Annotated in this window: 17 protein-coding genes and 3 pseudogenes; 2 read left to right on the forward strand and 18 right to left on the reverse strand. The window is 34.9% G+C overall.

The window, feature by feature from the left end:
- Positions 1–273: pseudogene (locus AC06OU_RS15430) on the forward strand (protoheme IX farnesyltransferase); the annotation flags it as partial.
- A 456-nt stretch (positions 274–729) separates the two neighbouring features.
- Here AC06OU_RS15430 and AC06OU_RS15435 read toward each other — a convergent pair.
- From AC06OU_RS15435 to AC06OU_RS15515, 17 genes and pseudogenes are all read right to left on the reverse strand, one after another.
- A complete protein-coding gene (locus tag AC06OU_RS15435) occupies positions 730–1296 on the reverse strand; it encodes an imm11 family protein (protein WP_475856953.1) in 567 nt (188 codons plus the stop codon).
- Positions 1293–1535: pseudogene (locus tag AC06OU_RS15440) on the reverse strand (AHH domain-containing protein); the annotation flags it as partial. The gene AC06OU_RS15435 and the pseudogene AC06OU_RS15440, both read right to left, overlap by 4 nt.
- Positions 1536–1620: 85 nt before the next feature.
- The gene (locus AC06OU_RS15445; protein ID WP_475856955.1) at positions 1621–2037 is read right to left on the reverse strand and encodes an immunity 70 family protein; all 417 of its coding nucleotides are present in this window, start codon (positions 2035–2037) and stop codon (positions 1621–1623) included.
- A 226-nt stretch (positions 2038–2263) separates the two neighbouring features.
- Positions 2264–2707, reverse strand: a complete 444-nt coding sequence (locus tag AC06OU_RS15450; protein ID WP_475856957.1) for a hypothetical protein — start codon at positions 2705–2707, stop codon at positions 2264–2266.
- A gap of 243 nt (positions 2708–2950) precedes the next feature.
- On the reverse strand, positions 2951–3478 hold the full coding sequence (locus AC06OU_RS15455) for a hypothetical protein (RefSeq protein WP_475856958.1): 528 nt from the start codon (positions 3476–3478) through the stop codon (positions 2951–2953).
- A gap of 352 nt (positions 3479–3830) precedes the next feature.
- A complete protein-coding gene (locus tag AC06OU_RS15460) occupies positions 3831–4166 on the reverse strand; it encodes a tRNA-Val4 (protein ID WP_475856960.1) in 336 nt (111 codons plus the stop codon).
- A gap of 21 nt (positions 4167–4187) precedes the next feature.
- Positions 4188–4676: an EndoU domain-containing protein gene (locus tag AC06OU_RS15465; RefSeq protein ID WP_475856962.1), complete on the reverse strand. Its 489-nt coding sequence runs from the start codon at positions 4674–4676 to the stop codon at positions 4188–4190.
- Positions 4645–5490 (reverse strand): annotated as a pseudogene (locus AC06OU_RS15470) (T7SS effector LXG polymorphic toxin); the annotation flags it as partial. The pseudogene AC06OU_RS15470 and the gene AC06OU_RS15465, both read right to left, overlap by 32 nt.
- Positions 5491–5838: 348 nt before the next feature.
- Positions 5839–6258 (reverse strand): hypothetical protein, encoded by a 420-nt coding sequence (locus tag AC06OU_RS15475; protein ID WP_475856964.1) that lies wholly within the window; start codon positions 6256–6258, stop codon positions 5839–5841.
- A 13-nt stretch (positions 6259–6271) separates the two neighbouring features.
- The gene (locus AC06OU_RS15480; RefSeq protein WP_475856966.1) at positions 6272–6688 is read right to left on the reverse strand and encodes a tetratricopeptide repeat protein; all 417 of its coding nucleotides are present in this window, start codon (positions 6686–6688) and stop codon (positions 6272–6274) included.
- Between the two features lie 16 nt (positions 6689–6704).
- Positions 6705–8408, reverse strand: a complete 1704-nt coding sequence (locus AC06OU_RS15485) for a T7SS effector LXG polymorphic toxin (RefSeq protein WP_475856967.1) — start codon at positions 8406–8408, stop codon at positions 6705–6707.
- A gap of 292 nt (positions 8409–8700) precedes the next feature.
- On the reverse strand, positions 8701–9639 hold the full coding sequence (locus AC06OU_RS15490; RefSeq protein ID WP_475856968.1) for a GGDEF domain-containing protein: 939 nt from the start codon (positions 9637–9639) through the stop codon (positions 8701–8703).
- 241 nt (positions 9640–9880) lie between these two features.
- Positions 9881–10699, reverse strand: coding sequence for a hypothetical protein (locus tag AC06OU_RS15495; protein WP_475856969.1), 819 nt, complete (start codon positions 10697–10699; stop codon positions 9881–9883).
- Between the two features lie 98 nt (positions 10700–10797).
- Positions 10798–11412 carry a nicotinate (nicotinamide) nucleotide adenylyltransferase gene (gene nadD, locus AC06OU_RS15500; RefSeq protein ID WP_475856970.1) on the reverse strand — a complete coding sequence of 205 codons (615 nt, stop codon included), beginning with the start codon at positions 11410–11412 and terminating at the stop codon, positions 10798–10800.
- Between the two features lie 18 nt (positions 11413–11430).
- A complete protein-coding gene (locus AC06OU_RS15505; protein WP_475856971.1) occupies positions 11431–12903 on the reverse strand; it encodes a nicotinate phosphoribosyltransferase in 1473 nt (490 codons plus the stop codon).
- Between the two features lie 28 nt (positions 12904–12931).
- Entirely contained in the window at positions 12932–13483 is a 552-nt protein-coding gene (locus AC06OU_RS15510) for a cysteine hydrolase family protein (RefSeq protein WP_475856972.1), read from the reverse strand.
- Between the two features lie 55 nt (positions 13484–13538).
- Positions 13539–14315, reverse strand: coding sequence for an NUDIX domain-containing protein (locus tag AC06OU_RS15515; protein WP_475856973.1), 777 nt, complete (start codon positions 14313–14315; stop codon positions 13539–13541).
- A gap of 395 nt (positions 14316–14710) precedes the next feature.
- Here AC06OU_RS15515 and AC06OU_RS15520 point away from each other — a divergent pair, with 395 nt between their 5' ends.
- Positions 14711–15094 carry a hypothetical protein gene (locus AC06OU_RS15520; RefSeq protein ID WP_475856974.1) on the forward strand — a complete coding sequence of 128 codons (384 nt, stop codon included), beginning with the start codon at positions 14711–14713 and terminating at the stop codon, positions 15092–15094.
- Positions 15095–15403: 309 nt separating this feature from the next.
- On the opposite strand, the gene AC06OU_RS15525 is transcribed toward AC06OU_RS15520, so the two are convergent.
- Positions 15404–15933, reverse strand: a 530-nt coding sequence (locus AC06OU_RS15525) for a GNAT family N-acetyltransferase (RefSeq protein ID WP_475856975.1), incomplete at its 5' end; no start/stop codon positions are given.

Consider the following 15933-nt stretch of genomic DNA (forward strand, 5'->3'; position numbering starts at 1 on the left):
AAAGCAGGAAGACGCACATATATCCAAACAAATTTCTATTTAATTCTATTAGTGCTATCTAGCTTTTTGTTTTTACCGCTTAGCTTAGGTCTCACATTAGTTTCACTCGTTTTAGGTCTATTTTGGTTGGGATTAAGCTTATTCGGAACACGCAAAATGGATATGAAAGACTGGGCAAACAAAATGTTTAAATTCTCATTAATCCATATGATTGTGATTTACTTTACGGTAATTATATATGCAAGTATGGGTTTGCTCTTAGACGCTTTATAATGATGAGTTGTTTATCTTGCAGCAAATCAATTTTATTTCCCTATTAGATAAAAACGAAAGGCTATTCCTAGCTCATGCTAGAAATAGCCTTTCATTTTTATAGCCTTTATAAATTTTTTGTAATTTCTCTTCGAAAAGACTCAGATGGACCATGCGTGCTTCCCGCAAATATTCTTTTCCCTCAATGAACAGAAGCATAGCAGGGACTGAAAAAACAATAAACCTTTCTGCAACCTCTGCTACTTCAGCCGAATCAACGTGTGCGAGCTATCTGTTTCGTTGTAGTTAGGCCATACGTTTTAAAGATATTGTACGTTCTAATGAATTTGTTAAAACATTATATAGTACTTATAATTGTTATCTCTATTCTCTAAATTAAAAGAATTTTATTCGGACATGGACAGCCCCACAAAAAGAAACCTTAAAGGTTATCCCTCAAGGTTTCCTAGAAAACTATTAGCTATTTCTTATTTCTAGAAATTTGCAGCCAGTAATATTACTTTCTTTAACTAATCGCTTAAAAGTTTCTGATACGAATAATGGAATTTCATCTCCCTTTAATTTGAATAAATTTTTGTTTTTAATTTTGTCTTCTGATACTGCATATTTTCTTACAGAATATATCTTTTCACTGTCTAAATCCATAACACTATAATCTGAGTTTTCTAGATTTAATGCGTCAACTATCCCTAATACATTTGCTACAAAATATTCATCATTCTCTATTTGATATTTACTTTCAAAATCCACAACATTTACAGGTAGAAATTGGACATCTTCTTCAATTTTTTTTATAACATCCTTAAACTTTTTTGATACGATGAACCAGCCTAAATTATTTGCTAGATAGTCATTAAATCTATTTCCATCATGTAGATTAAAATAAAAAGTGATATTGTCATTCCAATTTTCTAAAAAATTCCCTTCTTTTAACTCATACTGCTCAAATCCTTGTGTATCCTCACATTGAACAACTACATCATTATCGTTGCTGTCATCTAAAATTAGTTTAAAATATTTCATTTTGACCTCCCATATTCTTTATAAAGCATATCTGGATTATCTCTTACTTCCTTCTTTAACCCTTCATACAACTTAAGAAATTGCTCCCTATCTCCTTTAGCTAATCTATCATAAGTACTCAGTTTATCTAATACATAATCATGATATGCATTTGGGTGTCTCCCTTGATGAGGTAATAATTCCTTATTCCATTCATCATCTAAATCTAAACCATACTTTTTTGTTATATTCTCTATTTGAGGAGTGTATTTCTCTACGTATCACCTAAAGAATAAGAAAATGACCTTGATCTAATTTCAAGGTCATCATGTGTAAATATATTATTTACAAGTTTTCTATCAAAACATCGGAATTAGTTTTTTGACCCTTCTCCAATGCTTTCATTAAAATATCAATTAAGTCCTCACCCTCACTTGTTATAAAATAATTAGATAAGTTTGTGATATCCTTACTAATATTATCACCCCAAGGCGGGCTTTTAGATAAGTCATTAATGTCCCATATAACATGTGAGGGGTTAAAATCCTGTAATTTCTTTTTAATTGCTTCTAATTCATTTATAGCGCTAATAATATTCTTACTATCAAGTTTCCCGTTATAAAGTTCATTTAATAATAAAGGATATTCAGTTCCCCATCCATTTTGTTCTAAATGATAACTTATTGTAGAGAAAAAAGAATGTAAGAAATCACCATGCCCGACTTGATACCAGTAATATTTCACTATAAATCCCACAGCCATTCTTCTCCCCCCACTATACGCGCACCATCTTTTCCATAATGAATTATTCCTCTATTATGCTGGAAAAGGTCAGCTAATATCCAATGGTAAAAAAGAAAGAGTAGACTTTAGTACTCGTAATGAATGCTATGGAGGATAGTAAATCATTCATTCATCCTATATTTTAATGTTTTTTGTTAAGGATTACAAAAAAGGAAGTGGAAGACCTGTCTCTACATAATAAACATTATTCGAACATTACTCCAAAGCTAACATTTTCAAAATTCACATATGCGTTACAAGTATCAGAAGTATAATAGGGTTCAACATCTTGAATATTTCTTGAAGTAATAAATAATCCAAATCCAGATATATCATTCCAATTTTTTTCAAATATTTGAATTTCCGTATCAGTATCATCATTAGCTACAATTATTTCTACATTTTGGTTAACTAATTGAATAACCATTTCATGAACCTTAATCAACTTATCAATTTCTTTATAAATACTCTCCTTTAGAAATTCTATGTCAATTATATCAATATCAGTTTCATAATATTTACGATCATCATATTTATAGCTATTTACTTCTATATTTTTATCATATTGTTTCTTAAAAATATTGCAAATCACTTCAATATCTTCTTTCTTTAATTCATGTTCTGAGAGATAGGTGTTAACTAATCTCACTATTTTACAACTCCTTTGTCAATTAAATATTTGTATTGTGAGTCGCTTAATTTAAATGTTGAATTCATATTCACTATATCTACTGCAAAAAAATTTATTTATTTGTTTACCAATTGAATACTTGACTTCATTTCAATAAAAATAAAACCTTGAAAGGGTTTTAAACAATCAAGGTATTTGTTGAACTATTTATTTTTGAGTATCCCTTTTCTAACGACCCTTGGATATTCAATAAATTTCATCTTAAAGAAAATCCTTTAGTATTTCTAGTGTTTTAAAAGCCTGTAATGAATTTGCTTTAGAAGCATAAATCTGAGGACTTTCGAGATTAGACAATTTAAAAATTTTCCCTGCCTCAAACTTTATATAATTACTAAATTGTTCAATAAAATCCCTTTCATCTACAAAATTATATATTTCATCTTTAAATGTAGCAATTAACATATAGTCGTTGTCATCTAATTTTTCTAAACTTATAAATACTTCATAATCAAACGCAGCTGAATTAAAATTCTCTGGTAAAGAATAAATGGAAATGGCAAGAGTTTCTTCATTCTTTTCTAAAGATTTAACTAGTTTATTCTCTATTTTATTTATATCCTTAATTTCTGCTGTTTTAAATGATTGACCAAATATACCAATATGAGTTGGGCTAAATCCTAATTTGGTTGTAAACTCTTTTGCATTATTGTAAAACTTAATCCAGCTATTTGAATAAGTGTGATCTTTTTTTCCATATAAAACTATTGAGGTTGTAATATGGTTTTGCAACTTAATCACTCCTTTTCAGATATTTGATGGGGTAACTTAGTCTACTTGTTCTACTATATATGAATTATAATCAAAGGCAGCGAATAATAGCCTTTTGTCCATCGGAAAGATAATAATTATCTTCTTCCTGGAGATTCGTATTCCAGCTCATTTTTATGTGTATTATTAATCAACCTTTACCTTTAACATAGCCTTTTTCTAATAAAGAAACCTTGAAAGGCCTATAGCCAATCAAGGAATTATACAATGAATTATTTCTTAATCAGGCGCAAATGAAATATTTTAGGATTTAAGATATAGGTTACAAGTTTAACTATATACCTCACTAAAAACATTTACGTTATTTTAAACATCAACCTTTTAATATTTCTTGAATTTTATCTCTCCATATTAACAATAACTCTATAAATTGTTCAGTTTCCATTTTATTTCTATAAGGTTCTTCGGTTCGGAAATTATTTTCAACAATTATCACATCTTTTTGTATGAAAATACTTGTAGCATTTAATTCAATTTCAAAGTCTTCATATACCCCTTCTAAAACTCTCTTAATATATTCTATATATTCATCCACTTGATCTTCTGTTGAAATATTTCCAATAAAGTCAGAGAAAAGACTTATATCTTCCGGTAAAACAATTCCAATATCACCAAATGGATCTTCCTTAAATTCATAAGAATATCTCATTTATCTTACTCACCTACTATTCTATTTTTTATACAATGGATATGCTGTAGCTATTGAACCATCCTTATTTAAGTACATTTCTATTTTAATTCCTGATGAAGTTATGCCTTTATACTTATTTGAACCTATCTGTTGTTTAGATTGATAAGCTTCATCAATAGCTGCTAACACATCAACACGGTTCCATTCCTTAGGGAAGAAAGTCGAATCAGCTACTTTTCTGACCCCACCAACTTCAATTTTAGCCATATAAACTCCATTTTTATCAGGCAACTTCTCCGTCCCTGGAATAATCTTTCCACCCATCATACTCTCATGATGATATCCAACTGCTTTCCCACGTTTATTAATTTCGCCATGATATATGTGTTTCATAGTACCCGTATTATATTTATCGTTACCCTTACTTTCAAAATCATCCACGGATTTTTTAGCATCCTTAGCCGTATCCTTTGCTTTCTCCGCTTTCTTTTGGACTTCAATGACATGCTCTAATAAGTCCTTCCCCATCTGCCGCGATTTCTCCACCCTTTTTAGAAGCTATACTCAAACCTACTCCCATGGCAAATAATCCATCCGGAGTTCCGGATCCATTTCCACCTAGCACTTTCCTCATTCCCTCGTAGGTAATAGGTTCATTCGCGTAATATGTTTGAGGAGTTGAAGGACTATCTTTTGCCAATTCTGGATTACTTTTTAAAATTGCAGCGTAAATTTCGTCCAGTTCATTCGATTCATCTTTCACATTTTCATTTATATTTTTTGTGGTTGAATGGGTAGGAAGACTAGCAAAACCTAAAATACTAGGACCATATAAAACGGTTGGTTTTCGTATAAATCCTCCGTACCCAAATTGGATTGGGCTTGCCCCTGATAAAAAAGTGGAAAACATGGTCATCAAGTCATAATTATTTGGTTGGACAGCGGTGTCTCCTGGAATCCGTGAGGTACGTGCCTCCAACTCTATTTTCAAAGTATTTCTCGAAGCCAAGATCCCCCAGCGACTCGGCTGAAAATGGACATCAGTTAGACCACTTTGAAACATTCCTTCTATATCCGTTAGCCATGTGTCCATCGTCTGAATGTCCTGTTCCACAGGATTCAATGACACGGTCTGAGAGTAATCGAACTCGTTCAACTTTTGTACAGTGTCATCCCGCTTCTTTTTGGAATTAATGACACCTTCCTGGACTGCACTGTCATCGAGATGAGGCAGGGCAACGATATCACTGACACTGTCCATGATACTGTTCGCCTCATTCGTGAGGGCTTCTGTCAGGTTGCCGATCAGTGTTAGACCCTGCTCCAGCTCCCCTTCTAAAAATTCTTGCTTTAGGGGTTCTACTCTTCATATTATTGGCTCATTCACTACAAGATAGCCTAAAAAAATAAACCTTGAAAGGAATTAAGCCAATCAAGGTTACATCAAAATATTTGTAGTTTCCATATTTTATTTATGAAATAAGTTCGGTGCGACTTGATTCTAACAATTTTATTCTTACCGACCATTATTATAGTCTAATGCCCTTTTTTTCTTAGATATGGGTATCTTAAATATTTTAATAGTCTAGCAGGCTTCAAACTCATTGTTTTGATCTTGGGTACCGTTATTTACGTGATAAAGCTCGTATTCCCAATGATAGCTAGACTTACTTTAAACTAGAGAACTTCTCTAACTTTTAAAGCATCTTAGATATTTGGTATCCTCACCCTCAAAACATCTGCCTTCTGATTTCTTATTCGCAATAAAAAAAAATTCTTTTGCTACCTCTACTTCTCCCAATTCAAATGCAACTTTCCCTGAAATAAATTCTTTTTTACCAGTATCTTTTCGTGCTAATCCTGTTAAATAAATTTTATCAGACCATTCTTTTGCTTTTTTATAATCTTTTATAATAAAACATGTATCAATAATATCCTTTACTAGATGAAAGCTTTCTTCACTATAAACCCCTTTCGGTTCAGGCAATAAATCCCATGCTTCCTCTAGGGTTATAATAGAGTCATTATGTTTACCATTTTCAAATTGTTCATTACTCTTGTTTACAAGGGTTTCAAATTTCTCCTTTATAGGGGATTGTAGTTTAGCCACATTAATTTCCTCCTCAAATAATATCTCTAATTAATTCAAAATACTTATCATCTTCCTCGTTAAATATCTTATAACCTTCTAACAGGTATGCCTTTAACAAGTATTCCTTTGCTTTTTCCAACTCCCTGCATTCGAATAAGCTCTCTCCAAGTCTCATGAGAATCAATGGATTTGAAAAGCCATTCGGGCAATTTAGGGCATTATAGAAATTATTCTTAGCCATATCATAATCCTCATTGATAAAATACGTGTCACCCAATGCGGTAAAAATCCAAGTACTTGCTTCCCAGTCAGTTTTCGGTAATGGTACTAGTTCTAAGGCAATGGAATACTTTTCTATTGCTTTATCAAACTCTTCCTCATCAATTAAAGAATCTCCTTCTTCGCATAACCGTATAATTTGGGCATAAATTTTATCATCTAGTTCCAAACAATTCTACCTCCAATTATTTTTTTGGTGGCAAATAGGTCTCACCTAATTTTGCACCTGCTGAACGATTGAGACTATAATGGTCTAATACATAATTATCTGAGTCTAACATCCATTCCCTTACTTCCTTTGACTTCGGACCATAATGTCTTCCAACTTCATTCCACCATGAAACAGCATCGGTTATATGAGCCATATCTGCCTCACTGATATCATGCCATTCTCCTTCACTATCCATAAACTCTGTTTTACCGCCACGTGTTGTTCTGATTTTTGGTGGATTTTCATTCTTCATTCTTTCTATTACTTCATTTCCAGTCCGGGACTTTTTGCTTGGTGTCCTACCTAAATATTGCTCCCTTAATCTCTTAGCACTTTTAGTTTTCTCCTTCTTATCAGCTTTCCCTGGACTCTTATCCTCAATCTTTTCTATCTTCTTTTTCCCATCTTTAATAACATCACTAACCTTATCCACCATTTTAAGTGGCTTGAAAACGGTGAATAATGCGGCTTCCGCAACGGATTCCGGTGAAGGATCCTCTGACATGGCGATGATGTTCCCTATTAAAAATTCTTCTATCTTTGTTATGGGAGGGAATATGTCTTCTAATGTTTTTACACTGCCTATTCGTTCTTCCGGAATAATCTGAACATATTTATACTGTTGGGCACCTGTCCTACCATAATATTGTCGTATAATCTTCCCATCCGGTAATGTATAATAAGTTCCTTCGATCACACTCTCTTCTGAAAAGCTACCATATTCATCGGTAACTTTTTTTACATTCACTGCTTCATTGATGAGTATTTGCGCCTCTGTGGCGCTAATCAGCTGTTCCACGGATGGAACCAGGTTGTTCTTCCAGAAATTCAAATGGAGAGGATTCCCGTTACTCTTATTCACTGCAGGACCCATAAAAACATTTGGTCTTGAAACCTGCCCACCAAGTCCAAACGAGATGGGTGACACCCCTTGGAGATAAGTTTGGAGCATATTGGATAGTTCCTCGGTTAAAGGGTACTTTTTTAACATCGGAAGAGTCGATTCACGGGTTGCAAGATCCCATACCAGCCTCTTTCTTGCGGGGTTCACACTCCACTGTGACATCTGAAAGTGGATATCAGACAACCCGTTTTGGAAGAGTCCCTCCATTTCTAAAAGGCAGTCTTGCAGGACCTGTAGATCCTGTTCCACAGGATTCATTGATACGGTCTGAGAGTAATCGAACTCGTTCAACTTTTGTACAGTGTCATCCCGCTTCTTTTTGGAATTAATTACGCCTTCCTGAACTGCACTGTCATCGAGATGAGGCAGGGCCACGATATCACTGACACTATCCATGATACTGTTCGCCTCATTCGTGAGGTCTTCTGTCAGATTACCTATCAATGTTAGTCCTTGCTCTAGCTCCCCCTCTAGAAAATCTTGCCTTACGTATCCGGCTGGATCTGGCTCTAGTGATAGGAGGGCAGATTCCATTTGCTGTAGCTTCTGAAGAAAGGTGACGGAGAACAGCTGGAAGAATTGTAGAAAGGGCAGGTGACATTCTGCGTAGAAGTCGCGGATGGCATTGCCTCCTGCTCCCTTCAAAAGCTTGTCCATTTCAACTAAGCCACTTACCGTTCTTTCGATATTCTCTGTCTCATTTCTCAGGCGCTCAAGCATAGCTATATTTCGTTTCAATCCATCTTGAAGTAAATCTACGTCTAATATTTTCATAGGCTACCACTCCAAATGTTCGGTGTTAGGAAGGATTGCCTGTTTTCATTATTATACAATATTCCCCTAGATCTAGGCATACTTTCTCCTCCTCTAGCAATCTCTTTTTATCTATAATATTCCATTTATTATAAAGAAAGGTAAAGGAAGAAATGGATTTAATCATTAAAACAATTCATAAGGATTACTTATATTCAGAAAAATTAAGTCTATTGTATTAAGTAATCCTAAGTCTTTATTCTTATTTACAAAAAAAGAGTAAACAGACCACCTGTTTACTCACTTGTCTTTATTAGATTTGAAGCAATAGCTCGTCAACATTATATAATGCTACACAGTTCCTACCTTTATTTTTTGCAGCATATAACGCTTGGTCAGCTTCTCTAATTAGCTGTTGAATGGAATATCTATCCTCTCCTACTTCCAGAAGAGCATGAGATATCCCGAAACTTGATGTTACTTGTATTTCTTCTTTATTAAAAACGACTAAGCTTTCTGCAACTGCTTGTCGAATTAAATTTGCTCTATTAGCAGCCTCCATCAAAGAAGTATCTGGCATACAAATAATGAACTCTTCTCCCCCGTAGCGACCCATATAGTCTACAAATCGTAATTTTTCTTTTACTATACTTGTAATACGAGTCAATATTATATCTCCTGCCTCGTGCCCATACGTGTCATTAACCCTTTTAAAATGATCAATGTCGAACATTACAATGGAGATACTTCCCCCATCTATCAATAAATCATCCAATAACATTTCCGATTTTTTCATAAAGAATGTACGATTTAATACCTGGGTTAAGCCATCTAAGCTTGCTAATTGTTTTAATTTTGCTTCCATCTGTACTTTTTCCGTAACATTAATAAAGGTAATAATTTTACCGACCTGTAACCCACTTGTTTGCATCATAAATATCGTAGTGATGGGAATGATGAAAATAGCATAGTTCCATGTTTTAATCTTGCGTCCTACATACTCCATACACATAAATAGAACAAATACAGGAATGAATGGCATGGCAAGGTATTCTACTCCAAGCCAAAACTTCATTTCTTTTAAGCTCGTGCTTGCTAATTCAAAGGCATAAGCAAATGTGAAAATCGATGACAATATTGTAACTAAAATATACGACTTTACTCCCGGAGTATCCTTAGCTTTAACTCGTATATATAAACTAAGAAACAAACTTATGATACCTGCTAATATTACTACTAGAATGTGCGTCAATAATTTTTCTCCGTTCAAATTGATCTTTCATGCATCATATATTATATAGTAGTAGATTATCCTGTACTAGAGACTGTTTTGCTATTTTGTGTTTTGAATACACTTTTGTGGCACGAGAATAATCACTTTATCTTCCGTCAATGTTGCTCTGTAAACACTAAAAAATCCCTATCGTTCTTAACGTGTTTAAAACACTAAGAACGATAGGGTGACGTAACAATATTTTAATTTATCCTCTCGTCTAAATACCTTCACTTTTTAATCTAGGATTTCTTAGGGCATCGAAAATCATATAATGATCCTTTACTTCCTCTGCTTTTCGATTACTATATAGCGCCATATCTCTAAGCTCAGCCCAATCGCCGGCATCCTCATGATTTCTACTAAACATGTATTTATCAAAGGGTTTTAGCCTGATGGATAATATAAATGCGTGTAAATTAACCCATTTTTTTGAGGAAACAAATTCACTAATTATCCTTCTTTCCTCATCTGTTTTAATTTGGATATCATTTTGCCTAACCTGTGCCTGAATCATTTCAACTAAATAAGACTCCATTTTTTCTTCATCCAGATCGGTAACCAGCTCTTTATCACTTGCTACTTTCCACAACTCGTCCGCCTTTTTCACGGCATCTACTATTTGATGTTGATTGTCTATTATTATATCAGGAACATGCTTGGCTACATTATACGCTTTTTGTACATCTTCCGGTAAAGGACCTAATTTCCTTTCAATTTGAGTAAGTATGTTTTTATAGTTTTCATAGTTACCTAGCCTGTTTGCAGTTGCCCATCCAGCTCCAATATGTACAAACTTCTCTATACAAACATTAAAATTGTTTGCTAGTAGCGCTTCTTCCTTTATCTCCTCGAAGTAAGGAGCACTTCCATCGTTGCGTAAAATCACCTGTTCAGCTGCAGGAGCGAATGTAAAATAGTAATAAAGCTCTCCTTTAAATGAAAACTTTGCAGGAAATACATCTGGTTTTTCATCTTTGGTATAATAAGGTTTTAAAGCTTCTTTGATATTTTCAGGTAAATTGTGCATTCTGATCATGAGTTCATGTCTCCCGTTTTTATAGTTTCATTTGTTAGACTATAAAAATTTTCAATTAATCTTAAATAAGCGCCTATGGTTTAACTAGGCGCCTTTAGTTATTCCCTTTGATACAGTGCATTTGCAACGATGTACTCATAACATTTGTCTGGAAGAAGATATCTCGGTTCTCCACCCATTGCAAATTCATCTCTAATATAGGAAGAACTGATTTCCATTGCTAGTCCCTTGTCTATGAGGTGGAATCCTTCATCGTTGTTTCTTAAGATTGGGGACTTGCTGATTACCTTGAGCATATCTATTCCATCCCTAGCCATGACGATAAATTTATTTTCCTTTACTAGATCTTCACCGTTTTTCCATTTGCCTGCTCCAATGTCTATGAGTAAATCTGCTCCCATTATGAAGAATACTTCATCATTTGGGTATTTTTCTTTGAAATGCTTCATCGTTTGATACGTATTTGCATTCCATGCTTCCTGGTTCATCTCATAATCATCTGCCTCGAATTTTTCATTGTTTTCGATAGCGAGTAAGATCATATTCCAACGATGGTTGTCTGCAACATTCATCTCTTTATCTCTTCTTTTGTGCGAACAAGGTAAAAAGATTACTTTATCTAAACGACATCTGCGCCCAATCGTACTTGCTGTCCATAAATGGACATTCGTGATGGGATCAAAGGACGATCCATAGATTCCGATCCTAGCCATATTTACTCCCCCTATAAGCTATTTTTTCTGTTTCATCATTTGCTGCGTTTTTTCTTTGATTTCTGCGATGCGATTCATTTTATTATCCCAGCATTTTTGGCTCAGATCGACCGGATACTCTTCTGGATTTAACGGGCGCTTATATTCATCCCATAGTAGCTCTAGATTTTCTTGAACATTTTCTCGAATCTCTAATATAGAAGGAGTTTTGTACGTAAGCTTGCCGTTTTCAAAAATTGTATGATGCAGCTCTCTTGCCTCAAAATTGGTCACGAACTTACTTATGAATGTATGAACCGGGTGGAACATCTTTAATCGCTCTTCTTTTTGTGGCTCTTCGGTTTCTAAAGCAATGTAGTCCCCTTCTGATTTGCCATTGTTGCGATTTATGATTCGGTAGACTCTTTTCAAACCAGGTGTCGAAACCTTTTCAGGATTTGCACTTATTTTGATGGTGTCTACCATTTCTCCGTCCGTTCCTTCAATAGATACTATTTTGTAGACCGCTCCTAGTGCCGGTTGGTCAAATGCTGTTATTAGTTTGGTCCCGATTCCCCATGTATCGATTTTGGCCCCTTGCGCCTTCAGGTTTAAAATTGTTGCCTCATCTAAATCGTTAGAGGCAGATATTTTCGTGTCTTTAAATCCTGCTTCGTCTAGCATCTTTCTAGCCTCTTTAGATAAGTAGGCCAAATCTCCGCTGTCCAATCGGATACCCTTAAAATTAATCTTATCTCCTTGTTCCTTCGCTACTCGGATTGCATTGGGCACACCAGATCTCAATGTATCGTACGTATCTACTAAAAACACACAATCCTTATGACTCTCTGCATACTTGGTGAACGCTGTATATTCGTCGATATAAGCCTGAACCAATGAATGTGCGTGTGTGCCTGCAATAGGAATTCCAAACAGTTTTCCAGCTCTCACATTGGACGTTCCATCGAAGCCTGCAATATAAGCAGCTCTTGTGCCCCAGATAGCAGCATCCATTTCCTGTGCTCGACGAGTACCAAATTCCAATGTTGTATCTTCTCCAACCACTTGTTTAATACGTGCTGCCTTCGTTGCAATAAGCGTTTGGAAGTTGATGATATTTAAAATAGGTGTTTCAATTAGCTGTGCCTCGGCCAGTGGTGCCTCTATACGCATAATTGGCTCATTCGGGAAAACTAGCTCGCCTTCTTTAAGGCTTCGTAATGTACCAGTAAATCGAATACCCTTCAGGTAATCTAAGTATTCCTCTTCATAGCCTTGGTCTCTTAAATAATCGATATCTGTCTCAGAGAAATGGAAGTTGTTGATAAATTCGATCACTCTCTCCAGACCAGCAAAAATAGCATAGCCATTCCCAAATGGCAGCTTACGAAAATAAACTTCGAACACCGATTTTTGATTATGAAATCCATCTCTCCAATACGTTTGGGCCATATTAATTTGATACAGGTCCGTATGAAGAGCTAAGCTATCGTCTTTATATAATCGTTCCATTGTACAAACCTCCCAGTCTAAATTTCGATTAAATAACCTCTGCCCCTATAGACCCTTGGAAATGACCTAGAGCCCAGTCATGTCCTACTTGATTGAAACTAGCGACTGCATCCTTGTGCACAATGACTTTAAAGCCTTTGTTGTATGCATCCACTGCAGTATGAAGCACACATATATCCGTACATACTCCAACTAAATGAACCTCGGTAATTCCTCTTTCGCGTAATTTTATCTCTAAATCTGTTCCCGCGAAAGCTGAGTATCTTGTTTTGTCCATCCAATATACTTGTTTACTATCTTTATGGTTGTCATAAATATCTTGTAGACTCCCGTATAAATGTCTGCCTTCTGTTCCTTCTAAATTGTGAGCAGGGAACAATTTAGTTTCCGGATGATACGGATCATTTAAATGATGTACGTCTATTGCAAACACTACGTACTGATTTTCCTTGATAAAAGATTCTGTTAGTCGACTGATCTCTTGCTCAATATCTTGCCCTGGCTTCCCGCACGTCAATGCACCATCCGTTGCAACGAAGTCATTCGTGTAATCAATGTTAATAAGTGCTTTCATTTTCATTTCCTCCTAAATATTATTTTAATAAACAAATTGTTAATCAATAAAAATAAAAAAATTAATATCTAGCCGTGTAAATAGACTTTACAATATCCATTTCCAAAAATTCGTATAATGCAGCAGGAGACTTAGATGTTCTTTGCGTTTTCTTTCCTTCCACTTTTTGAATAAACGGCAGCGTTTTTATTTTCCTAGCAAAGGATTGCTCGCTAAGGATACCTGGTTCATCAGTTACAGTTGCTAACACTGCTTGCAGCTCTGAATAAGTGAAATGTTTTGGCAAGAAGTTTTTAGCAACAGTCGTTTGGAGCAAATCATTTGTAATCATGTGAATAGCATCTGTAATGATTTCCCGATGGTCGAATGCTAATGGAAGATTTAACACTTCCTCAATGGAGAATAACTCCACTTCCGCTGCATCATCTGCAGCCTTTCTTTTAGAAAGGTAATCCATCGGAACAATAGCGTAATGTGCATTTGTAATTATCCATCCACGGGGATCTCTACCAGGTGTGTCATACACCCCGAAATGTTTGATGAGTACATTTTCAACGCCTGTTTCTTCCTCAAGCTCTCTCTTAGCTGCTTCCAAAGCAGTTTCATCCTCTTGAACAAAACCCCCTGGTAGCGCCCATTTTCCTGCCTCTATATTAGTATCGCCTTCTGCGTTCAGTAAGGCCCGCTGGATCAGCATTAGCTTCAGAGACATGATAGGTGGTTTATGCTCTTCCTTGTTCTCTGCAACTATTGTAAAAACTGCGATATCTGATGTATAGCCGTCCGGTGTTTTATATTTTCTGATATCATACTGCTTTAGTGCTTCTTCGTTAGACATGTTTGTCACTCCTTCTGAAGAAAAAATTCTTTTCCAAAGGTATTTTGATTAACACTTCGTTAACCTTAATTTGATTGTAATATTTGGAATTAAAAAAGTCAAACGAAAAGTCAAAATTAAAAATAATTAGTAGGTAAGCAAATCGTTTATTCCTTTTATTCGTACCTAGTAGAAATGAGGAATTCAAAGTCGCCAGTTGCGTGGTATCCTCATTATAAGTTACATCCACGTACCCATCTAACAAGATATTATCAACACTACTCTTTAAAATCGAGACAATCCGATTGCTTCTTTTTTTGGAAATATACCCCATTTATAATTCACATGGTATAATCATATAAATTTAAATCTACGAACAGTGTTTCTTTTAGCATTTCTAAAGGGAGGAAAGTGATATGAGGAAACCAATCATTCAAGTAATCGTGATATTGCTAATAGTTGTGATTTCTTTTGGTCCCTTGTTATATGACTACTACACGAAGCCAGAAGATTCCTTGGAACTTTATCAAGAGTTAAGATCCTCAGACAAATTCACGAGTGTTCACCATTTGTTGGAGCAAGGTTATGAGAAATATTTTTCTAAAGAGGCATATGACGTATTAAAAAGCGAGAAAGGAAGCCCGTCAATGATTCGGCAATTCACCGTTATTCAGTATGATGATGGTACAGAATCAGTTCTTATAGAAACCAGCCCTGGGACGAATAAACTATCGATCCTTCGGGCAGAAGTGCTCCCCGAAGTAATTGAGAATTATTTTAAGGAATTAAATGAAGAATAGCTAATTAATCCATTTTAACTCTTTTCTTGATATTTATAATATACAAAGGTAGATATAATAAAAGTTATACCGACTATCATAAAAACGATATGGTGGAATGGTTCAGTAAGAATATATAAATTTATAAATAACACCATAAATATAAATACTATACTAAAATATAAAAATCGGGCATATTTCATTTTAATAACCTCTTTTACTTATATAATGTTATGGGTATATAGCTAGCTATAAATTGAATCTACAAAGATGAAGAGATTTATAAATAAAAGCTTAGTTCGATTAATACGAACCAAGCTATTATGAAGATTAACTTTGAATTTCTTTAATACTTTTCCCGCTTAAAAATGCATGACCCGCTACTGCTTTATGTACTGTCTCAAAACCATATTTTTGATAGACCTTTTCGATGGCTTCATTTATAGGGAAAACCCATAGCTTTTCAATTCCCTTTTTTGTAACTTCTTGCTGAATATAATGAATGATTTGTCCAATTAATCCTTTTCCTCTAAATGCTTCTAATGTTGCTACACTTTCCATTCTTGCTTGATTGCCATCTTCAAAAATACAAGCCGTAGAGCAGGCTACCCCATCATAACGAAGGAGATAATGAGTGAATGCTGGGTGATTAAATTGCTCCTCAAAGACCTTTTCCATTACTTCCAGGCCACCGAACTCTTTTATACTACCCTCTATCTCGATTGCTTCTTGGTAGTTTTCTTTTGTCACTTTTTCAATCTTCACCTTGGGGTCAGTGGGGATATCAATAACTTTGTTATTCCATAATTGTACAGGGCTAATCAATTCTTCATATTTAAAATTTCTAGATTCTAATTCGG

The organism is Psychrobacillus sp. (assembly GCF_056205495.1).